18 protein-coding genes are annotated in these 21,061 nt (G+C 72.9%); 12 read left to right on the top strand and 6 right to left on the bottom strand.

Annotation, left to right across the window (positions count from 1 at the left end):
* Nucleotides 1–6: 6 nt before the first annotated feature.
* From ACERUN_RS15860 to ACERUN_RS15875, 4 genes are all read right to left on the bottom strand, one after another.
* Nucleotides 7–1,437 (bottom strand): OFA family MFS transporter, encoded by a 1,431-nt coding sequence (locus ACERUN_RS15860; RefSeq protein ID WP_370291002.1) that lies wholly within the window; start codon nucleotides 1,435–1,437, stop codon nucleotides 7–9.
* Nucleotides 1,438–1,617: 180 nt separating this feature from the next.
* The gene (locus ACERUN_RS15865) at nucleotides 1,618–2,574 is read right to left on the bottom strand and encodes a LysR family transcriptional regulator (RefSeq protein WP_370291003.1); all 957 of its coding nucleotides are present in this window, start codon (nucleotides 2,572–2,574) and stop codon (nucleotides 1,618–1,620) included.
* Nucleotides 2,575–2,648: 74 nt separating this feature from the next.
* Nucleotides 2,649–3,689: a glycosyltransferase gene (locus ACERUN_RS15870; protein WP_370291004.1), complete on the bottom strand. Its 1,041-nt coding sequence runs from the start codon at nucleotides 3,687–3,689 to the stop codon at nucleotides 2,649–2,651.
* Between the two features lie 90 nt (nucleotides 3,690–3,779).
* A complete protein-coding gene (locus ACERUN_RS15875) occupies nucleotides 3,780–4,244 on the bottom strand; it encodes a hypothetical protein (protein ID WP_370291005.1) in 465 nt (154 codons plus the stop codon).
* Between the two features lie 90 nt (nucleotides 4,245–4,334).
* Between ACERUN_RS15875 and ACERUN_RS15880 the strand changes: the two genes are divergently transcribed.
* From ACERUN_RS15880 to ACERUN_RS15935, 12 genes are all read left to right on the top strand, one after another.
* Nucleotides 4,335–6,065 carry a methylmalonyl-CoA mutase family protein gene (locus tag ACERUN_RS15880; protein ID WP_370291006.1) on the top strand — a complete coding sequence of 577 codons (1,731 nt, stop codon included), beginning with the start codon at nucleotides 4,335–4,337 and terminating at the stop codon, nucleotides 6,063–6,065.
* Complete coding sequence (gene scpA / locus ACERUN_RS15885) at nucleotides 6,062–8,233, top strand: methylmalonyl-CoA mutase (protein WP_370291007.1); 2,172 nt, start codon at nucleotides 6,062–6,064, stop codon at nucleotides 8,231–8,233. Before ACERUN_RS15880 ends, scpA begins: the two co-directional genes overlap by 4 nt.
* Before the next feature lie 10 nt (nucleotides 8,234–8,243).
* Complete coding sequence (meaB, locus tag ACERUN_RS15890) at nucleotides 8,244–9,233, top strand: methylmalonyl Co-A mutase-associated GTPase MeaB (protein WP_370291008.1); 990 nt, start codon at nucleotides 8,244–8,246, stop codon at nucleotides 9,231–9,233.
* A 44-nt stretch (nucleotides 9,234–9,277) separates the two neighbouring features.
* Nucleotides 9,278–10,471, top strand: a complete 1,194-nt coding sequence (locus tag ACERUN_RS15895) for an amidohydrolase (protein WP_370291009.1) — start codon at nucleotides 9,278–9,280, stop codon at nucleotides 10,469–10,471.
* A 229-nt stretch (nucleotides 10,472–10,700) separates the two neighbouring features.
* Complete coding sequence (locus ACERUN_RS15900) at nucleotides 10,701–11,744, top strand: BMP family protein (RefSeq protein WP_370291010.1); 1,044 nt, start codon at nucleotides 10,701–10,703, stop codon at nucleotides 11,742–11,744.
* A gap of 147 nt (nucleotides 11,745–11,891) precedes the next feature.
* Complete coding sequence (locus tag ACERUN_RS15905) at nucleotides 11,892–13,427, top strand: ABC transporter ATP-binding protein (RefSeq protein WP_370291011.1); 1,536 nt, start codon at nucleotides 11,892–11,894, stop codon at nucleotides 13,425–13,427.
* On the top strand, nucleotides 13,424–14,566 hold the full coding sequence (locus ACERUN_RS15910; RefSeq protein WP_370291012.1) for an ABC transporter permease: 1,143 nt from the start codon (nucleotides 13,424–13,426) through the stop codon (nucleotides 14,564–14,566). The genes ACERUN_RS15905 and ACERUN_RS15910 overlap by 4 nt, the downstream gene beginning before the upstream one ends.
* Nucleotides 14,563–15,825, top strand: coding sequence for an ABC transporter permease (locus tag ACERUN_RS15915; protein ID WP_370291013.1), 1,263 nt, complete (start codon nucleotides 14,563–14,565; stop codon nucleotides 15,823–15,825). Before ACERUN_RS15910 ends, ACERUN_RS15915 begins: the two co-directional genes overlap by 4 nt.
* Complete coding sequence (locus ACERUN_RS15920; RefSeq protein WP_370291014.1) at nucleotides 15,822–16,232, top strand: cytidine deaminase; 411 nt, start codon at nucleotides 15,822–15,824, stop codon at nucleotides 16,230–16,232. Before ACERUN_RS15915 ends, ACERUN_RS15920 begins: the two co-directional genes overlap by 4 nt.
* Nucleotides 16,204–17,388: a cytochrome P450 gene (locus ACERUN_RS15925; protein WP_370291015.1), complete on the top strand. Its 1,185-nt coding sequence runs from the start codon at nucleotides 16,204–16,206 to the stop codon at nucleotides 17,386–17,388. The genes ACERUN_RS15920 and ACERUN_RS15925 overlap by 29 nt, the downstream gene beginning before the upstream one ends.
* Before the next feature lie 50 nt (nucleotides 17,389–17,438).
* Entirely contained in the window at nucleotides 17,439–18,734 is a 1,296-nt protein-coding gene (locus ACERUN_RS15930) for a thymidine phosphorylase (RefSeq protein WP_370291016.1), read from the top strand.
* A gap of 1 nt (nucleotide 18,735) precedes the next feature.
* Nucleotides 18,736–19,848 carry an adenosine deaminase gene (locus ACERUN_RS15935; RefSeq protein WP_370291017.1) on the top strand — a complete coding sequence of 371 codons (1,113 nt, stop codon included), beginning with the start codon at nucleotides 18,736–18,738 and terminating at the stop codon, nucleotides 19,846–19,848.
* Between the two features lie 46 nt (nucleotides 19,849–19,894).
* On the opposite strand, the gene ACERUN_RS15940 is transcribed toward ACERUN_RS15935, so the two are convergent.
* Nucleotides 19,895–20,413, bottom strand: a complete 519-nt coding sequence (locus ACERUN_RS15940; protein ID WP_370291018.1) for a hypothetical protein — start codon at nucleotides 20,411–20,413, stop codon at nucleotides 19,895–19,897.
* On the bottom strand, nucleotides 20,397–21,020 hold the full coding sequence (locus ACERUN_RS15945; RefSeq protein WP_370291019.1) for an ATP-binding protein: 624 nt from the start codon (nucleotides 21,018–21,020) through the stop codon (nucleotides 20,397–20,399). The genes ACERUN_RS15940 and ACERUN_RS15945 overlap by 17 nt, the downstream gene beginning before the upstream one ends.
* Between the last annotated feature and the right edge of the window lie 41 nt (nucleotides 21,021–21,061).

The raw sequence follows: 21,061 nt of genomic DNA on the forward strand, positions 1-21,061 counted from the left end.
GCTCCTTCAGCGGGTGGCCGGGGCGGTGGCGCCGTCGGCGGCGTCGGTGACCGGCGAGGTCTCGTGGAAGCGGGCGTCGACGGGGCGGATGAGCAGGTTGGCCACGAAGCCCACCGCGAGCACGCCGACCATGATGAGCAGCGCGACGCGGTAGTCGTCGGCGAGCAGGACGCGGGCGGTGCCGCCGGTCTCGGCGTCCGGGATCTCGACGCCGGTGCGGGAGTCGAGCACGCCGTTGACGATGAGGGGCCCGAGCACGCCGGCGGTCGACCAGGCGGTCAGCAGGCGACCGTGGATGGCGCCCACCTGGTAGGTGCCGAACAGGTCGCGCAGGTAGGCCGGCACGGTGGCGAAGCCGCCGCCGTAGTAGCTGATGATGACGGCGCACAGCACGACGAAGAGCGCGGTGGAGCTGGAGCCGACGGTGGCGAGCAGCACGTAGAGGACGATGCCGACGCCGAGGTACATCACGTAGGTGTTGCGACGCCCGATGCGGTCCGAGGTGCTCGACCACACGATGCGCCCGCCCATGTTGGCCAGCGACAGCAGGCCGACGAAGCCGGCGGCCACCGCCGCGGTGACGCCCGAGTTCGCGGGGTCGGCGGCGCTGCGGAAGAAGTCCTGGATCATTTCGGCCGACTGCTCGAGGATGCCGATGCCGGCGGTGACGTTGCACAGCAGCACCACCCACAGCAGCCAGAACTGCGGCGTGCGAATGGCGTTGGCCGCCGACACGTTGGCGGTGGTGACCATCGGCTTCGCCGCCACCGTGGAGGGGTCGAAACCGGCCGGCGTCCACCCGGGGGCGGGCACCCGCACGGTGAAGACGCCGAACATCATCACGATGAAGTAGGCGACGCCGAGGGTGAGGAAAAGCTTCATCACGGCGTCGCCGTCGGGGGCGGCGCCGCCGAAGCGGGCGAGCAGCTCGCGCGAGAGCGGTGCGGCGACCATCGCGCCGCCGCCGAAGCCCATGATCGCCATGCCGGTGGCCAGGCCGGGGCGGTCGGGGAACCACTTGATGAGGGTGGAGACCGGCGAGATGTAGCCGAGGCCGAGGCCGATGCCGCCGATCACGCCGTAGCCGAGGTACACCAGCCAGATCTGCTCGAGTCCGATGCCGGCGGCGGCCACGAGGAAGCCGGCGCCCCAGCAGCAGGCCGAGGCGAACATCGTGCGGCGTGGGCCGACCCGGTCGACCCACGTGCCGAACACCGCCGCCGAGAGGCCGAGCGCGACGATGGCGATCGAGAAGATCAGGCCGACCGCGGTGAGGCTGGTGTCGAAGTGGTCGACCAGTGCGTCCTTGTAGACGCTGGTGGCGTACACCTGGCCGATGCACAGGTGGATCGCCAGGGCTGCGGGTGGCACGAGCCACCTGCTGTGGCCCGGCTTCGCCACCGAGCGTCCCCGATCGAGGAATGACAGCGCGGCCATGCGCCCACCTTTCGCCAGTGCTCCGAGAGGCGCCATGGCGCCCGAGATCGCCTGCCAACGTAGGCAGCCGGTGTGACGTCGGTCAAAGAAGTGCTGCTCATGCCGCCATCACCGGCATCTATCGTCGCGCGGTCCTCCAACTCGGGTGCCGGCCGAGCAGGGTGACTGCCGAGGAGGGTGTCACCCCAGCGGTGCGCCGAGGGGATCCACCGCCGGCTTCAGCAGCCCGTCGAGGTCGAGATCGCGGACGGCGTCCACGAGTGCGCGGGCCAGCAGCGGCTCGGGCCCCTGGCCGGCGAGCACGATGCCGACGTGCACCCCGCGCTTAGGGTCGGGCAGGCGGCGCACCCTCATGCCTGCAGGGATCCCGAGGGTGGCCACCCAGGTGTGCGCCACGACGCTGCTGAGGCCCATCGCCACGACGTGGGCGTAGATGGCGGAGATGGTGTCGGCCTCGACGATCACGTCGACGGGCCCGCCCGCCTCGGTGAGGTGGCCCTCGAGGATGCGGCGGTTCTGCATGTCGGGGGTGAGCAGGCACAGCGGCGAGGCCGCGGCCTCCTCCCACGTGGCGGGCTCGTCGTCGACGCCGGGTGCGGCGTCGGCCTCGGCTGCACCCTCCGGGGCGGGGGAGAGCAGGAGGTAGCGCTCGCGGTAGAGCGGCACCGTGCGGACGGTGCCGAGCGGCTCACCGTCGATGTAGGTGAGCCCGGCGTCGATCTCGTAGTCGTTGACGCGGCGCACGATCTCGCGCGAGGTCGACGACTCGATGCGGAAGCGGACGAGCGGGTGCTCCTGGCGCACCCTCCCGGTCAACAGCGCGGACATGCTCAGCGCGGTGGGGATGGCGCCGATGCGCAGGGTGCCGGAGAGGCCGTCGCGCATCGAGTCGAGCGTCTGCGTGAGGGAGGTGCGCTCGGCGAGCATCCGCTGGGCCCAGGTGAGCACCTCCGCACCCTCGGGGGTGAACCCCTCGAAGCGCTGCCCGCGTCGCACGACGCGCACCCCGAGCTCGGACTCGAGCTTGCGGATGCCCGCCGAGAGGGCCGGCTGCGTGACGTGACAGGCCTGCGCCGCACGCCCGAAGTGCCCCTCCTGGGCGAGCGCCACGAGGTACTCCAGCTGGCGCAGCATCATGGTGCATGGATATCACCTCGCTGCCCCGCCGGCGACGGCTGCCGGACGGCCCGCGAGACGCGCCCGGCGCGGGCTCAGGCGCGGGCGGAGGCCAGCGGCGACAGGTGGCGCTCGAGCAGCTCGGCCACGGCGTCGTCCCACGTGCGGGTGAGCGCGTGCTCGCGGGCGGCCTCGCCGAGCAGTCGGCGGTGTCGGTCGGCCACCACCGCACCGACCGCGCGCACGAGGTCGCGCTGGTCGGCGGGGTCGTAGAGCACGCCCGTCTCGAGGTGGCGGACGACGTCGCGCGCGCCGCCGGCGCGCGGGGCCACCACCGGCACGCCCGCTGCGGCCGCCTCGCGCAGCGCGTGGCAGTCGGTCTCGTGCTCGCCCGGGTGCACGAGGACGTCGAGGGTGGGCAGCGCGACGGTGAGGTCGCCGGTGCTCAGCGGGCCGGTGAAGCGGGCGCCGGGCATGCGTCGGGCCAGCCACTCGCGCTCGGGTCCGGCTCCGATGACGACGAGGCGGGCGCCGTCCACCGCGGTGAGCTCGGCGAGGCGCCGCACGTTGGCCGAGCGGTGGAGTCCGCCGAGGTAGCCGACGACCACCTGCTCGCCCTTGCGCGACCACGACCCGTGCAGCCACTGGTCGCGCAGGGCGGGGGTGAAGGCGTCGGTGTCGACGCCGGGAGCCCACAGGGAGGCGCGCACGCCCAACTCGGCGGCCCGCTCGACCATCCAGGGAGCGGTGACGAGCACGTCGTCCGCGCGCTCGGCGACCTTGGCGCGCCAGTAGTCCGCAGCGAGGTCGAGCACCGGCGACTGCTCCACCACGAGCGTGCGCACCCCGAGCCGGCGAGCGTGCTTGAGGGCCTTGCGGCCGACCGCGCGCGGCGAGTGGGCCTGCACGAGGTCGGGGGAGAAGGAGGCGATCGCCTCGCGCACCTGGGCGCCCGTGGGCTCGAGCGGTCGCACCCGCACGACGTCGCAGCCGCGGTAGGTGGCCAGACCCGGCCCGGGAGCGATGATGCGGACGTCGTGCCCGAGGTCGACGAGGCGGTCGACCACCGCCTTGAGCGTGGTGGTGGTGCTGTCGACGGCCGGGTAGAAGCTTTCGGTGACCAGGACGATGCGCATGGCCCGAGCCTGGTGGGCCGATGTTGCGCGTGTGCATGGTCGAGGTGACGAACGGGCGAACCGCGCGTGGCGCTCGCGCCCCGAGACGGACTAGCGAGCCTTCGCGTCGGGGTCGTCCGCCTCGCCCTCGGCGCCCGTCCCGCCCTCCGCCGGCGGCAGCCCGAGGGTATGCGGGGGCGGGTCCCCGCGCTCGATGCGGTGGGCGGTGTCGCGGATGACGGTCTTCGACTCGACCCACGCTCCGGCCTCGGTCTCCCAGTAGGGGCGGAAGCCGCGACGTGCCTCGACCCACCAGTGGCGCCCGAAGACGATGCGCACCACGGCGAGCACCGGCACGAGGGCCAGCAGCAGCAGCCCCTCGAGGACGCCGATGATCAGTGCGCCCAGCAGGGGCACCACGAGGATCGCCAGCACGAGGAAGATCACGAAGGAGAAGAGGTCCTCGCCCAGGCTGAGATCGGCCAGGTCGATGCCGGGGCGGCGCCGCCGCCAGCGCCACGGCACCCAGCGGCGGGTGACCCGCCACACCTGACCCTCGGGATCGCGCACCTTCACGGCCGCAGACTAGATCGCTTGCGTGTCGTCGGCTCGGAGAGTGGGCGCGCGCCGGTGACACCAGTGGTGTCACGGTTACCCTTTGCTCTCGTGACCGACTCGCCCCTCACGCTGGCGCAACCCGAGGACGCGCACACGCGCGCCGACTGGGAGGCCGCCACCGCCGCCGTCCTGCGCAAGTCGCGCCGTCTCGGCGAGACCGACCCCGACGACGCCGTGTGGGACAAGCTGACCCGCACCACGCTCGACGGCATCGGCATCACCCCGCTCGGCCTGCCCGGCGGTGAGGCCGCCCCGGTGCGCCCGGCGCGCGAGGGCGCGTGGGACATCCGCGCGCTCGTCGCCCACCCGGCGGGCAGCGAGAAGACGGCCAACGAGGAGGCGCTCGTCGACCTCGAGGGCGGCGTCACCAGCCTGTGGGTCGCGGCCGACGCCGACACCGATCTGGCTGCCACGCTCGCTAGCGTGCTGCTCGACCTGGCCCCCGTCGTCCTCGAGGCGCCCACGGCCACGGCGGCGGTGGCCGAGGCCTTCCTGGCCCTCCCGGGTGCCAAGCACCCCGACTCCAACCTCGGCGCCGACCCGCTCGGCGCTGCGCTGCGCGAGATCAGCGCTCCTGCGCTCGACCTCGTCGCCCTGGCCCGCACCGCCCGCCAGCAGGACGTCCGCGCGATCGTGGTCGACGCCACCGCCGCCCACGACCTCGGCGCCAGCGACGCCCAGGAGCTCGGCTGGTCCATCGCCGCGGGCGTGAGCTACCTGCGCGAGCTCGTGGACGCCGGCTTCTCGGTGGCCGAGGCGGCCGGGCTCATCGAGTTCCGCTACGCCGCCACCGACGAGCAGTTCCCGACGATCGCCAAGCTGCGTGCCGCGCGCGTGCTGTGGGCGCGGGTGCTCGAGCTCAGCGGTCTGGACGACGCGCCGGCCCAGCGCCAGCACGCCACGACGAGCCGCCCGATGCTCAGCAAGTACGACCCCTACGTGAACATGCTCCGCGGCACCGTGGCGGCCTTCGCCGCCGGCGTCGGAGGCGCGGACGCCGTCACCGTGCTGCCCTTCGACAGCGCCAACGGCCGCCCCGAGGGCTTCGGTCGCCGCATCGCCCGCAACGTGAGCCACCTGCTCATCGACGAGTCGCACGTGGCCGTCGTCGCCGACCCCGCCGGCGGCTCCTACGCCGTCGAGCAGCTCACCGGAGACCTCGCGGAGGCCGGCTGGGCGGAGTTCGGCCGGCTCGAGGAGGAGTGGGCCGACGGCTCGCGCGACCTCGCGCCGTTCCTGGCCCGCATCGCCGACGTCGTGGCCCGCCGCGACGCCGACATCGCGAAGCGCAAGCGCCCCCTCACCGGCGTCAGCGAGTTCCCGAACCTCGCCGAGACGCTGCCCGAGCGCGCCGCCGACCCGCTCAACGACCGCGTCCGCCGCTACGGCGCCGCCTTCGAGGCCCTGCGCGACGCCCCCGCCGAGCGACCGGTGTTCCTCGCCACGCTCGGCACGATCGCCCAGCACACGGCCCGCGCCACGTTCATCTCCAACCTGTTCGCTGCCGGCGGCATCGCCGTCGAGCAGGCCGGCCCCACCTCGGCCGTGGACGACGTCGTGGCGGCCTACACCGCCGCCGGCGCGCCGCCCGTGGTGTGCCTGGCGGGCACCGACGCCGCCTACGAGGAGCGGGGCGCCGAGGTCGCCTCCGCCCTCCGCGAGGCGGGCGCGACCCGCGTGATCGTGGCCGGCAAGGCGAGCGACTACGTCGACGACAGTGCCGCGATGGGCGTCGACGCCCTCGCGTTCCTCAACCGCACCCGGGAGGCCCTGGCATGAGCGTTCCGAAGAGTTTCTCCGGCCTGCCGCTGATCGGCGAGAGTGCCCGCACGGCGTCCACGCCGGCCGGCGGCGAGACCTGGCGCAGCCCCGAGGGCATCGAGGTCAAGGGCGGTTACGGCCCCGACGACCTCGCCGGCCTGGACGGTCTCGACACGCTGCCGGGCCTGAGCCCGTTCCTGCGCGGGCCGTACCCCACGATGTACACGACCCAGCCGTGGACGATCCGGCAGTACGCCGGTTTCTCCACCGCGGAGGAGTCCAACGCCTTCTACCGCCGCAACCTCGCGGCCGGTCAGAAGGGCCTCTCGGTGGCCTTCGACCTCGCCACCCACCGCGGCTACGACTCCGACCACCCGCGCGTGCGCGGCGACGTCGGCATGGCCGGCGTGGCGATCGACTCGATCTACGACACCCGCACCCTGTTCGACGGCATCCCGCTCGACCAGATGTCGGTGTCGATGACCATGAACGGCGCCGTACTGCCGGTGCTCGCGCTCTACATCGCCGCTGCCGAGGAGCAGGGGGTGACGCCGGAGCAGCTGTCGGGGACCATCCAGAACGACATCCTCAAGGAGTTCATGGTCCGCAACACCTACATCTACCCGCCGGCGCCGTCGATGCGGATCATCTCCGACATCTTCGCCTTCACCAGCCAGCGGATGCCGCGCTTCAACTCGATCTCGATCTCCGGTTACCACATGCAGGAGGCCGGCGCGACCGCGGACCTCGAGCTCGCCTACACCCTGGCCGACGGCGTGGAGTACATCCGCGCGGGCCTCGAGTCGGGCCTCACGATCGACCAGTTCGCGCCGCGCCTGTCGTTCTTCTGGGCGATCGGCATGAACTTCTACAGGGAGGTCGCGAAGATGCGCGCGGCCCGGGCGCTGTGGAGCCGGCTGGTGCGCCAGTTCGACCCGCAGAACCCGAAGTCGCTCTCGCTGCGCACCCACAGCCAGACCTCCGGCTGGTCGCTCACCGCGCAGGACGTCTTCAACAACGTCGGCCGCACCTGCATCGAGGCGATGGCCGCCACCCAGGGCCACACCCAGTCGCTGCACACCAACGCCCTCGACGAGGCGATCGCGCTGCCCACCGACTTCTCGGCCCGCATCGCCCGCAACACCCAGCTGCTGCTGCAGCAGGAGAGCGGCACCACCTACTCGATCGACCCGTGGGCCGGCTCCTACTACGTCGAGAAGCTCACCCACGACCTCGCCGAGCGCGCGTGGGCGCACATCACCGAGGCCGAGGCCGCCGGCGGCATGGCCGCCGCCATCGAGCAGGGCATCCCGAAGATGCGCATCGAGGAGGCGGCCGCCCGCACCCAGGCGCGCATCGACTCCGGCGCCCAGAAGGTCATCGGCGTCAACACCTTCCGCCTCGCCGCCGAGGACAAGCTCGACGTCCTCAAGGTCGACAACGACGAGGTCTACCGCCAGCAGATCGCCAAGCTCGAGCGCCTGCGCGCCGAGCGCGACCAGAACCAGGTGGACGCCGCACTCGAGGCGCTCACCAACTCCGCCGAGCGCGGCGGTGCCGGCGGCGGATCGCTCGACGGCAACCTGCTCGCCCTGGCCGTCGACGCCGCGCGCGCCAAGGCCACCGTGGGTGAGATCTCGCTCGCGCTCGAGAAGGTCTACGGCCGCCACCAGGCGGTGATCCGTACGATCTCGGGCGTGTACCGCGACGAGGCCAACGAAGCCGGAGACACCCTGCTGGGCCAGGTGCGCGACGCCACCGACGAGTTCGCCGAGGCCGAGGGACGCCGCCCGCGCATCCTCGTGGCCAAGATGGGCCAGGACGGCCACGACCGCGGCCAGAAGGTCGTCGTGTCGGCCTTCGCCGACATGGGCTTCGACGTCGACGTGGGCCCGCTGTTCTCGACGCCCGAGGAGGTCGCGCAGCAGGCGATCGACGCCGACGTGCACATCGTCGGTGTCAGCTCGCTGGCCGCCGGCCACCTCACCCTGCTCCCGGCGCTCAAGCAGGCGCTGGCCGAGCAGGGCCGTGACGACATCATGGTCGTCATCGGTGGCGTCATCCCGCCCGACGACGTGCCGACGTTGAAGCAGATGGGCGCCGCCGCGGTGTTCCTGCCCGGCACGGTCATCGCCGAGTCGGCGCTCGACCTGCTGGCCAAGCTCCGCGCCGAGCTCGGTCACTGAGCGCGCGGGCGTGGACGTCGCTGCGCTCGTCGAGGGGATCCGGGAGGGCCGCAGGGCCCAGGTGGCGCGTGCCATCACCCTCGTCGAGTCCACCGCACCCCGACACCGTGAGGCTGCTCGGGAGCTGCTGACCACGCTGGCCGAGGGCACGGACGCATCCGCGCCCCTGGCCACGCGGGTCGGCATCTCGGGTGTGCCGGGCGTCGGCAAGTCGACCTTCATCGAGTCCCTCGGCACGCAGCTGGTCGAGGCGGGGCACCGCGTCGGCGTGCTCGCGGTCGACCCCTCGAGCGTGCGCACCGGCGGCTCGGTGCTGGGCGACAAGACGCGCATGGCCACGCTCTCGACCCACCCGGGTGCCTTCATCCGTCCCTCGCCGTCGGCCGGCACCCTCGGCGGCGTCGCCCGCGCCACCGCGCAGGCGATGACCGTGCTCGAGGCGGCCGGCTTCGACGTCGTCCTCGTCGAGACCGTCGGCGTCGGCCAGAGCGAGGTGACCGTGGCGGGCATGGTCGACACCTTCCTGTTCCTCACCCTCGCCCGCACCGGCGACCAGCTGCAGGGCATCAAGAAGGGCATCCTCGAGATCGCCGACGTGATCGCGGTCAACAAGGCCGACCCCGAGGACCCCGCCCGCGAGATGGAGGCCCGCGGCGCCGCCCGCGAGCTGGCCGGCGCCCTGCGCCTCGTGCGCGGCCACGCCGAGTGGGCGCCGCCCGTCGTCACCTGCTCGGGCCTCACCGGAGCGCGCGTCGACGAGGTGTGGGAGCAGATCGGCACGCACCGCGAGCACCTGGGCCACGCCGGTCTGGCCCGCAAGCGCGCCGAGCAGCAGCTCGACTTCACCTGGGCCCTCGTGCGCGACGAGCTCGACCAGCGGCTGCGCCACCACCCCGGCGTCCGCGCGGTGCAGGCCGAGGTGCGCGCGGCGGTGCTCGGCGGCGACCTCACCGCGCCGTTGGCTGCCGACCGCCTGCTCGCCGCCTACGACGAGGGCTGAGCGGCGCCTGCGCCGGCTCCTCGTGGCAGGCGTAGATTGAGCGGGTGGAGCCCACCGGAGTCGAGGAGTCGACGGCACTCGCCGCTGCCGTCGTGGAGAAGCACGAGCACGACCTCGTGGAGCTGCGCCGCGACCTCCACCGCCACCCCGAGCTCGCCTGGCACGAGCAGCGCACCGTCGCCCGCGTGATCGAGCAGCTCGAGCCGGCCGGGTGGTCCATCACCCGCACCCCGCGATCGGGCGTGGTGGCCGACCTCGGCGAGGGTGGACGACGCGTGGCCCTGCGCGCCGACCTCGACGCCCTCCCGGTCGCCGACCTCACCGACGACCCGTGGCGCAGCTCGGTGGCGGGCGTCGCGCACGCCTGCGGGCACGACGTCCACACCTCGGCGCTGGTGGGCGCGGGCCTCGCCCTGGCCGACGTGCACCGCGCCGGGCTGCTGCCCGGACGCGTGCGGCTGCTGTTCCAGCCGGCCGAGGAGGTCATGCCCGGCGGCGCCAAGCACCTCATCAGCCACGGCGCCCTCGAGGGCGTCGACCGCATCTTCGCCCTGCACTGCGACCCGTCGGTCGACGTCGGCGCCGTCGCGCTGCGCAGCGGTCCGATCACCAGCGCCGCCGACCGCGTCGACGTGCGGCTCGAGGGCAGCGGCGGGCACACCTCGCGCCCGCACCTCACCGAGGACCTCACCTTCGCCCTCGCCAAGATCATCTCCGAGTTGCCGTCGGTGCTGAGCCGCCGCATGGACCCCCGCGCCGGCGTGAGCGTGGTGTGGGGGGTCATCCGCGCGGGCGCGGCCGCCAACGTCATCCCCGACCACGGCGTGGCGAGCGGCACCGTGCGCATCCTCGAGGCCGGCGCGTGGGCGTCGTGCGAGGCGGTGGTGCGCGAGGCGGTGCTCGACATCGTGCGGCCCTACGGCGTCACCGCCACGGTCGACTACCTGCAGGGCGTGCCGCCGGTGGTCAACGACGCTTCCAGCGTGGCGATCCTCGCCGCCACCGCCGACCGCGTGCTCGGCCCGCTGCACCGCACCGAGGCCGAGCAGAGCCTCGGCGGCGAGGACTTCGGGTGGTACCTCGAGCAGGTGCCCGGGGCGCTGTTCCGGCTCGGCACCCGCGCCCCCGGTGGCCCGCGCTACGACCTGCACCAGGGCGACCTCGAGGTCGACGAGTCCGCCATCGGTCACGGCGCGCGCATGCTCGCCGGCGCTGCGCTGCGCACCCTGGCCGACTGAGCCGGCCCGCTCAGCCGGCGCTGCGTCGTCCTGTGACGACCAGTGGGTGACGACGCGGTGAACGGACGACGTACGGCGCGGCGCCCCGATCCGGCCGCTCGCGGGTCACTATCCGGTAACGACGCGATAAAACTTCTCGCCGGACGCCCCACGCGCCGCTGCGAACCCTAGGGTGAGCGCCAGTGCCCGCGAGCCTGTCGGGCGTACTCAGAGCAGATGGAGGTCGGCCGTGAAGAAGACGGCTCGTTTCGCAGCAGCCGCCATGGTGGCGATGCTGGCCCTGTCGGGCTGCGGCTCCGACAACGGTGACGGCGGCAGCGACGGCGGCGGCGCCGCCAAGAGCGACGTCAAGGTCGGTATGGCCTACGACGTCGGCGGCCGTGGCGACCAGTCGTTCAACGACTCCGCCGCCGCCGGCCTCGACAAGGCCAAGGAGGAGTTCGGCCTCGACTCGCAGGAGTCCGAGGCCGAGGACGGCGAGTCGGAGTCGGCCCGCGAGGAGCGCCTGCGCACCTTCGCCGACGCCGGCTACAACCCGATCATCGCCGTCGGATTCGCCTACTCGGCGGCCGTGGGCAAGGTCGCGGCCGAGTACCCCGACGTCAACTTCGCCATCATCGACGACAGCGCCAACGAGAAGGTCGCCAACGTGGCCAGCCTCGTCTTCGCCGAGGAGCAGGGCTCGTTCCTGGTCGGCGCGGCCGCAGCGCTCAAGTCGAAGTCCGGCGAGGTCGGCTTCGTCGGCGGCGTCGAGACCCCGCTCATCCAGAAGTTCCAGGCGGGCTACGAGGCGGGCGCCAAGGCCGTCAACCCCAGCATCAAGGTCGACGTCACCTACCTGACCCAGGCCCCCGACTTCTCCGGCTTCGGTGACCCCGCCAAGGGCAAGACCGCTGCCGAGGGCATGTTCGACGGCGGCGCCGACATCGTCTACCACGCCGCCGGCGGCTCCGGCGCCGGTGTGTTCGAGGCTGCCAAGGCCGCGAACAAGCTGGCCATCGGCGTCGACTCCGACCAGTACAACACCGCCGACCCGTCGGTGAAGGACGTCATCCTCACCTCGATGCTCAAGAACGTCGACGTGGCGGTCTACAACTACCTGCAGAAGGTCGTCGACGGCGATGTGCCCACGGGCATCACCTCCTACGACCTCAAGGTCGACGGCGTCGGCTACTCCACCAGCGGTGGCAAGGTCGACGACATCAAGTCGAAGCTCGACGACTACAAGCAGCAGATCATCGACGGCAAGATCACGGTGCCCACCGCCCCCTGATCGACCGACGAAACCCTGTGACGGGGCCACGTGCCGGTGCATCCGGCACGTGGCCCCGTCCGGTTGCACCAGCGCCTGCTGCCCCGCATAGGGTGCTGAGGCGGGGCCGACGAGGCCCCGCCGCCGCTATCGACAAGGAGGTCCGAGGTGGTCGACACCTCAGCCGTGCCGCAGGCGTCCGGCGTGCCCGTGGTGCGCCTGCGCGGCATCGGGAAGCGATTCCCGGGCGTCATCGCCAACGACGACATCAACATCACCATCGACCGCGGCACCATCCACGCCATCGTCGGTGAGAACGGCGCCGGCAAGTCGACGCTGATGAAGATCCTCTACGGGGTCCAGCCGCCCGATTCGGGCACCATCGAGGTCGACGGCCAGACGGTCTCCTTCAGCTCCCCGGCCGATGCGATCAAGAGCGGCATCGGCATGGTCTTCCAGCACTTCATGCTGGCCGACAACCTCACCGTGCTCGAGAACGTCGTGCTGGGTGCGGAGTCGCTGCACGGCATCGGGGCCAAGGCGCGCGCCGAGATCGAGCGCCTCTCCACCGCCTACGGCCTGGGCATCGAGCCCGACCGACTCGTCGAGGACCTCGGTGTCGGTGCCCGCCAGCGGGTCGAGATCCTCAAGGTCCTCTACCGCGGCGCGCGGGTGATCGTGCTCGACGAGCCCACCGCCGTCCTCGTGCCGCAGGAGGTCGACGAGCTCTTCGCCAACCTGCGCGAGTTGAAGGCCGAGGGCCTCGCCGTGATCTTCATCAGCCACAAGCTCGACGAGGTGCGCTCGGTGGCCGACACCATCACCGTGGTGCGCCGCGGCACCACCGTGGCGAGCGTCAGCCCCGCCGAGGTCACCTCGCGCCAGCTGGCCGAGCTCATGGTCGGCTCCGAGCTGCCCACGCCGTCCACCGAGGCCTCCACCGTCACCGACCGCGTGGTGCTCGAGGTCCGCGACCTCACCCTGGCCGGTGAGAACCGCCCCCTCGTGGACGACGTCTCGCTCACCATCCACGCCGGCGAGATCCTCGGCATCGCCGGTGTCGAGGGCAACGGGCAGGCCGAGCTCGTGGAGTCCATCCTCGGCATGCGCGCGGGCGTCACCGGCTCGGTCGTGCTGGCCGGCGAGGACCTCAGTGCGGCGTCCACGCGGGTGCGCCGCGAGTCCGGCATCGGCTACGTGCCCGAGGACCGGCACCGCCACGGCCTGCTGCTCGACGCGCCGCTGTGGGAGAACCGCGTGCTCGGCCACCAGACCCGCGCACCGCTGGTCAGGCGCGGCCTCATCGACCGCGGCGCCGCGCGTCGCGACACCGAGCGCATCGTCGAGGAGTACGACGTGCGCACCCCCGGCGTGGGCGTGCTGGCCCGCGCGCTCTCGGGAGGCAACCAGCAGAAGCTGATCGTGGGCCGCGAGATGAGCGGTGACCCGCTCGTGCTCATCGCCTCGCACCCCACCCGCGGTGTCGACGTCGGCGCCCAGGCCGCGATCTGGGACCAGATCCGCACGGCCCGACGCAACGGCCTCGCGGTGCTGCTGATCTCGGCCGACCTCGACGAGCTCATCGGTCTGTCCGACCGCATCGAGATCATCCTGCGCGGTCGCCTGGTGGCCTCCTTCGACCCCGACGACGTCACGCCCGAGACGCTCGGGTCCGCCATGACCGGTGCTGGAGGTGCCGAGTGATCGACCGTCTCGACCCGCGCCTGGTGCGCCTGGGGCTCGGTATCGCCGCCCCGGTGCTCGCCATCGTGCTGGCCTTCGCCATCACCAGCCTGGTGCTCATCGTCGCCGGCGACCCGGTCGGCGAGGTGTGGAGCACGATCCTCAGCTGGCCGCAGCCGCGCAACCAGGCCAACATCATCAACAACGCCACCGTGCTCTACCTCTCGGGCATCGCGGTGGCCATCGGGTTCCGCATGAACCTGTTCAACATCGGTGTCGACGGCCAGTACCGTGTGGCCGCCTTCGCCGCGGCCGCCGTGGCCGGCGAGGCGTGGCTGCCGGGCTACCTCAACACCCTGCTCGCGATCGCCGCCGCCGTGCTCGTGGGCGCCGCCTGGGCCGGCATCGCGGGCCTGCTCCGCGCCACCCGCGGCGTGAGCGAGGTGATCGCCACGATCATGCTGAACTTCATCGCGACCGGTCTCGTGGCCTACCTGCTGCGCAAGGTCGCGGTGCGCAGCGAGGGCAGCAACAGCCTCGGCACCAAGCAGATCCCCGAGGGCAGCCGCATCCCGGGCTTCCAGATCGGCGACGGCGCGGCCACCGAGGTCTACGGGTTCCTGTTCGTGGCCGTGCTCGTCGGCGCCGGCTACTGGTTCCTGCTCAACCGCACGCGCTTCGGCTTCGACCTGCGCGCCACCGGTCGCTCGAACTCCGCGGCCGTGGCCAGCGGCATCTCGGTCGGTCGGATGACGGTGGGCGCCATGATGATCTCCGGCGGAGTGGCCGCCCTCGTCGGCCTGCCGATCCTCTTCGGCGACGCCTACAGCTACGGCTCGACCTTCCAGTCGGGCCTGGGCTTCGCCGGCATCGCGATCGCGCTGCTCGGGCGCAACCACCCGATCGGCATCGCGCTCGGCGCGCTGCTGTTCGCCTTCCTCGACGAGCAGTCGAACCCGCTCCAGATCATCGCCGACGTCTCGCCCGACATCGTCGCGATCACCCAGGGCGTCATCGTGCTCACCGTCGTCATCAGCTACGAGGTCGTGCGCCGCTACGGCCTGCGCCTCGAGCAGGCCCGGGTGGCCGCGCAGCTGCGCGCCGCCGCCCCGGTCGACCCCTCCGGTCCCACCGAGTCGTCGAAGGAGGTCTCCGCATGAGCGTGACCCAGACCGTCTCGCGTCCCAAGCCCGGCGCCGCGGTCGGCCGCCGCCGGCTCCCGCGCTGGTGGCCGCTCGTGCTGGCCGCCGTGATCCTGCTCGGCCTCTCCGTGCTGCGCCTGGTCACCGGCGCCGACGACCTGCTCTCGAGCGGCACCGTGCGCGCCACGCTCATCGCCCTCGTGCCGATCATGCTCGCCGGCCTCGGCGGCCTGTGGTCGGAGCGGGCCGGCGTGGTCAACATCGGACTCGAGGGCATGATGATCCTCGGCACCTACGGCGCGGGCTACTTCGGCTACCACTACGGTGCGTGGGCCGGTGTGGTCGGCGCGATCGTGCTCGGCATGGTCGGCGGCCTGGTGCACGCGATCGCCACCGTCATCTTCGGAGTCGACCACATCATCTCCGGCGTCGCGATCAACATCATCGCGGTCGGTGCCGTGCAGTACCTCGCCTCGCGCACCTTCGTCGGCCTGCCGGGTGGTGGTCAGACCCAGTCGCCGACCCTGCCCGACGTCCAGGCCATCACGATCGGGCCGCTCAGCGACGCACTGGGCGACCTCGAGGGCAAGGACGTCTTCCTCGTCTCCGAGATCGCGGCCGTGCTCCGCGCGCTCGTCACCGACCTCTCGCTGCTCGTCGTGCTGTCGCTGCTGCTGCTCGTGGTCACCTACGTGGTGCTGTGGCGCACCTCCTTCGGCCTGCGCCTGCGCTCGGTGGGCGAGAGCCCCGCCGCCGCGGAGTCGGTGGGTGTGGCGGTGCTGCGCTACAAGTTCGCCGCCGTGCTCATCTCCGGCGGTCTCGCCGGACTCGCTGGCGGGTTCCTGGCGATGGTGGCCTCCTCGAATTTCCGCGACGGGCAGACCGGTGGGCGCGGCTACATCGGTCTCGCGGCGATGATCTTCGGCAACTGGCGCCCCAGCGGCCTGCTCACCGGCTCGGGCCTGTTCGGCTACACCCAGACCCTCGGCCTGCGCCAGGGCGGCTCGTCGGTGCACGCGCTGCTGCTCGCGGTGGCGGTGCTCGCGCTGGCACTGGCCGCCTACCAGGTCTACCGGCGCCAGGCGCGCCTGGGCGTCGTCCTCGGGGTGGTGGGCGTGGCCCTGCTCGGGCTGTACCTCGCGATCGACGAGGTGCCCGGCGACTTCACCTCGATGACGCCCTACGTGATCACCCTGCTGGTGCTGGCCTTCGCCTCGCAACGACTACGCATGCCGGCGGCCGACGGGCAGATCTACCGCAAGGGGAGTGCGGGGTGAGCGAGCCCGACGGCGCTGTCGGCGCGGTCGACTGGGCCGCGCTGCAGCAGAGCGCCACCGAGGCGATGCAGCACGCCTACGCGCCCTACTCGCGCTACCGCGTCGGCGCCGCCGCCCTCGTGGACGACGGCCGCGTGGTGGCGGGCTGCAACGTCGAGAACGCCGCTTACGGCGTGGCGCTGTGCGCCGAGTGCGGCCTGGTGAGCCAGCTGCACCTCACCGGCGGCGGGCGCCTGACCCACTTCGTCTGCGTGGACGGCGACGGCGCGGTGCTCATGCCCTGCGGGCGCTGCCGCCAGCTGCTGTGGGAGAACGGCGGGCCGACGCTCGAGGTGATGACCCGCTCCGGCGTGCGCCGCATGGAGGAGGTCCTGCCCGATGCCTTCGGTGCCGACGACCTCGCTTGACCTCACCGACCCCGCACTCGTCGCCGACCCCTACCCGCACCTCGCGCGGGAGCGGGCTGCGCACGCGGTGGCCTGGCACGAGGCGTCGTCGTCCTACCTGGTGTTCAGCCACGCGGCGGTGAGCGCAGTGCAGCGCGACCGGCGTCTCGGGCGGCTCTGGAGCGACCGGGAGCCGGCCGAGCAGCTCGCGCCGTTCAACCTGCTGCACCGCCACCAGATGATGGAGAACGAGCCGCCCGAGCACACGCGGCTGCGTCGTCCGGTGGCCGGTGCCTTCGCCCGCGGCCACGTCGAGCGCCTGCGTCCGCGGGTGCGTGCGCTGGCCGCCGAGCTGCTCGACGCCGTCGATCCCGCCGGGTTCGACCTCGTGCACGACTTCGCCGAGCCCCTGCCGGTGCTCGTGATCGCCGAGCTGCTGGGCGTGCCCGCGACGCACGCCGACGACCTGCGCCGCTGGTCGCAGGCGATCGTGCGCATGTACGAGCCCGCCCCCTCCGCCGCCGTCGTGGACGACGCCGTGCGCGCGTCGTCGGAGTTCGCCGCCCTCGTGCGCGATCTCGCCGCGGCCCGCCGCCGCGCCCCGGCCGCCGACCTCATCACCGACCTCGTGGCCACCGAGCTCAGCGACGACGAGGTCGTCGCCGCCGTCGTCCTGCTGCTCAACGCCGGTCACGAGGCCTCGGTCAACGTCTTCGGCAACGGCGCGGTGGCGATGCTGCGCGCCGGGCGCCTGCCGCAGCTGCCCGCCGCGGGGGAGGACGACGGGGGAGCCGCGGCTCGCTGCGTCGAGGAGATGCTGCGCTACGACTCGGCCCTCCAGCTCTTCGAGCGCACGGCGACCGAGCCGGTCGACCTCGCCGGCGTGGTGATCGAACCGGGGCAGAAGGTGGCCGTGCTGCTCGGCTCGGCCAACCGCGACGCGGCGGTCTTCGACGACCCCGACACCTTCGACCCCGAACGGGCGAGCAACCCCCACCTGGCCTTCGGCGTCGGGGTGCACTTCTGCCTCGGCGCGCCCCTGGCCCGCATGGAGCTGGCCGAGTCGCTCACCGCCCTGCTCGGCCGATTCCCCTCGCTGCACCTGGCCGGCGAACCCCGCTCCCGCGGCACCTTCGTGCTGCGCGGGCACACCGCCGTTCCCGTCGCCGCCGGCTGAGCGCCGCGGCACCTCCCGTACCCGAACCCGAACCGCACGAAGGAGCACCCGTGTCCGACCACGACGCCGTGGAGGTCATCCACGCCAAGCGCGACGGCGGCGAGCTCTCGACCTCGCAGATCGACTGGATGATCGACGCCTACACGCGGGGCGCAGTGGCCGACGAGCAGATGTCGTCCCTCGCGATGGCGATCCTGCTCAACGGCATGGACCGCCGCGAGATCGCCGACTGGACCGCCGCGATGATCGCCTCCGGCGAGCGCATGGACTTCTCCTCGCTCAGCCGACCCACCGCCGACAAGCACTCCACCGGCGGTGTGGGCGACAAGATCACCCTGCCACTGGCGCCTCTCGTGGCGGCGTGCGGTGTCGCCGTCCCGCAGCTGTCGGGCCGCGGACTCGGCCACACCGGCGGCACCCTCGACAAGCTCGAGTCGATCCCCGGCTGGCGCGCCCTGCTGTCGAACGCCGAGATGCTCGCCCAGCTGGACGACGTGGGCGCCGTCATCTGCGCCGCCGGCGACGGCCTGGCTCCGGCCGACAAGAAGCTCTACGCCCTGCGCGACGTCACCGGCACGGTCGAGGCGATCCCGCTCATCGCCTCCTCGATCATGAGCAAGAAGATCGCCGAGGGCACGGGCTCCCTGGTGCTCGACGTCAAGGTCGGCAGCGGCGCCTTCATGAAGTCGGTCGAGAAGGCGCGCGAGCTCGCCGAGGTGATGGTGGCCCTGGGCACCGACGCCGGTGTCACCACCGTCGCGCTCCTCACCGACATGGAGACGCCGCTCGGCCTCACCGCCGGCAACGCCCTCGAGGTGGCCGAGTCGGTCGAGGTGCTCGCCGGCGGCGGCCCGGCCGACGTCGTCGAGCTGACCCTCGCCCTGGCGCGCGAGATGCTCGCCGCCGCCGGCCGCGGCGACGTCGACCCCGCCGACAAGCTGGCCGACGGCTCCGCGATGGACGCCTGGCGCCGCATGATCAGCGCCCAGGGCGGCGACCCGGACGCCCCGCTGCCCACCGCGCGCGAGACCCACGTCGTCGCCGCGCCCGCCGACGGCGTTCTCACCCGCCTCGACGCCCTCGCCGTCGGCGTCGCCGCCTGGCGCCTCGGTGCCGGACGCGAGCGCAAGGAGGATCCCGTGCAGGCCGGCGCCGGCGTCGTCTGGCACGCACGCCCCGGTGACGTCGTCCGCGCGGGGGAGCCGCTGCTCACGCTGCACACCGACACGCCCGAGCGCTTCGCCCGGGCCCTGGCCGCGCTCGAGGGCGGCTACGACATCGCACCTGCCGGCGAGCCGTTCACTCCGCGTCCGCTCGTCCTCGACCGCATCAGCATCGGAGGCTGACATGACCCCGGCATCCCACGGCGTCCACGCCGCGAACCCGACCCCGCTGAGCGTCGAGCAGCTGCGACCGGCGCCGAAGGTCATGCTCCACGACCACCTGGACGGCGGACTGCGCCCGGCCACGATCATCGACCTCGCCGCGGCGGTCGGCCACGAGCTGCCCGCCACCGAGGTCGATGCGCTGGCCCGCTGGTTCGCCGAGTCGGCCGACTCGGGATCGCTCGAGCGCTACCTCGAGACCTTCGCCCACACCGTGGGCGTCATGCAGACCGCCGAGGCCCTCACCCGGGTCGCGCGCGAGTGCGCCGAGGACCTCGCCGCCGACGGCGTCGTGTACGCCGAGATCCGCTACGCCCCCGAGCTCCACCTGCAGCGTGGCCTCTCCCTCGAGGAGGTCGTGGCGGCGGTCGCCGCCGGGTTCGAGCAGGGGGAGGCGGCCAGCGGCGGCCGCATCGTCGTGCGCCACCTGCTCACCGCGATGCGCCAGGCGGCCAGCGGCCCCCAGATCGCCGAGCTCGCCATCGCGTGGCGCGACCGGGGTGTGGTCGGCTTCGACATCGCCGGCCCCGAGGACGGCTTCCCGCCCACCCGCTTCCTCGACGCCTTCGAGTACCTGCGTCGCGAGAACTTCCACTTCACCATCCACGCCGGCGAGGGCTTCGGCCTGCCGTCGATCTGGGAGGCCGTGCAGTGGTGCGGCGCCGACCGCCTCGGCCACGGCGTGCGCATCGTCGACGACATCACGGTGGCACCCGACGGCACGCCGCGGCTGGGACGCCTGGCCTCCTACGTGCGCGACAAGCGCATCCCGCTGGAGATGTGCCCGTCGTCCAACGTGCAGACCGGTGCGGCGTCCTCGCTGGCCGAGCACCCCCTGCGCCTGCTGGCCTCGCTGCGCTTCCGCGTCACGGTGAACCCCGACAACCGGCTGATGAGCCGCACCACGCTCAGTGACGAGTTCGCGCTGGTGAGCGACGCCTTCGGCTACGGCTGGAAGGAGGTCGAGTGGCTCACCGTCAACGCCATGAAGTCGGCCTTCCTGCCCTACGACGAGCGCTACCGGATGATCACCGAGACCATCAAGCCCTGGTACGCCGAGCGCCTCGGTCGCTGACCTGCGCCCCGCGGTCGGTCACGGCCGCGGGCGCCCGGCCCCGGGGTCAGACCACGAACCAGAAGTGGCTCCACCCGGCCACGCCGACGGTGTGGGTGCTCCACCGCTCCTCCTCGACGCGCACGAGCGCGCCGGCGGCGGGGTCGAAGACCTCGATCGCATCGCCGATGCGCCGCACCGCCAGCACCACGTGGCGTGGCAGCCACCGGCTGCCGATGTAGGCGGCGGTCGGTCGCAGCGCCACCTGCTCGGCGAGCACCTCGAAGCCGACCTGCGGGCGGGGGCGCACGTTCACCGTGGCGATGCGCCGCTCCGTGAGGGCGTTGAGCGCGTTCGCCACCGCCCACGGCGGCGTGCCGAGCGACCTCGGCCACGGCGTCTGGAAGCGGTCGCGGGCGCTGCGGGTGGAGGTCAGCTCGCGGTGCAGGGCGGCGATCTGCGCGGGGGCGTCGATGGGGCGCCAGCCGGCCACCAGCACGTGCGCGGCCGCCACGCTCGAGGCCCCGCAGCTGAGGGCGTCGGGCTGACGCAGCACGGCGGGGTCGAGGTCAGCCGGCCAGAACATGGCTGCTCCCTCCGCCCGCCCGGCCGGTGAGCTCGGCGTGCGCGCGGTCGCCGGTGGCCACGCGGCACCCCACCTGCACGGCACGGCGGACGACGCGCCGCTGCGCCCGCAGCAGCGCCCACCCGCGGCGCACCAGCACGAGCGGGGGCTTGCGCCGCTCGCGCAGGTCGCGGGTGAGCCGACGCACGAAGGTGACCAGCGGGTGCTGGGTGATGCAGTAGGCGGCCTCGAGGAGCCCCTCGGCGCGACACCGCTCGACGACCTCGTCGGCGAAGATGCCCTCGGCGCAGAACACCCGAGCCCCGCCCAGGTCGAGGCTCTGCGTGCCGGTGCGACGGCTCTGCGCGATCGAGTACTCGGGCACCTCGGTGCGCCCCTGCTCGCACAGGGCGCGGATCGCGGCCACCGCGTCGTCGCAGTGCCAGCTACCGGGGTGGTCCCAGTCGACCAGGCCGGCGTTGGCGCCGTCCGCGATGCGGGGCAGGTCGGGCTCGTCGCCGTCGCGGTAGAAGTCGTCGAGGCGCAGCGTCGGCCAGCCGCGGCTGCGCCCGAGACGCTCGGCCAGGCGCGACTTGCCGGAGCCGGAGGGGCCTGCCAGAACGATCACGCGGGCCCTCATGGGGTCGTAGTCTGCCAAACCGCGCGAGC

The organism is Nocardioides sp. (genome assembly GCF_964229035.1).
Classification (GTDB): domain Bacteria; phylum Actinomycetota; class Actinomycetes; order Propionibacteriales; family Nocardioidaceae; genus Nocardioides.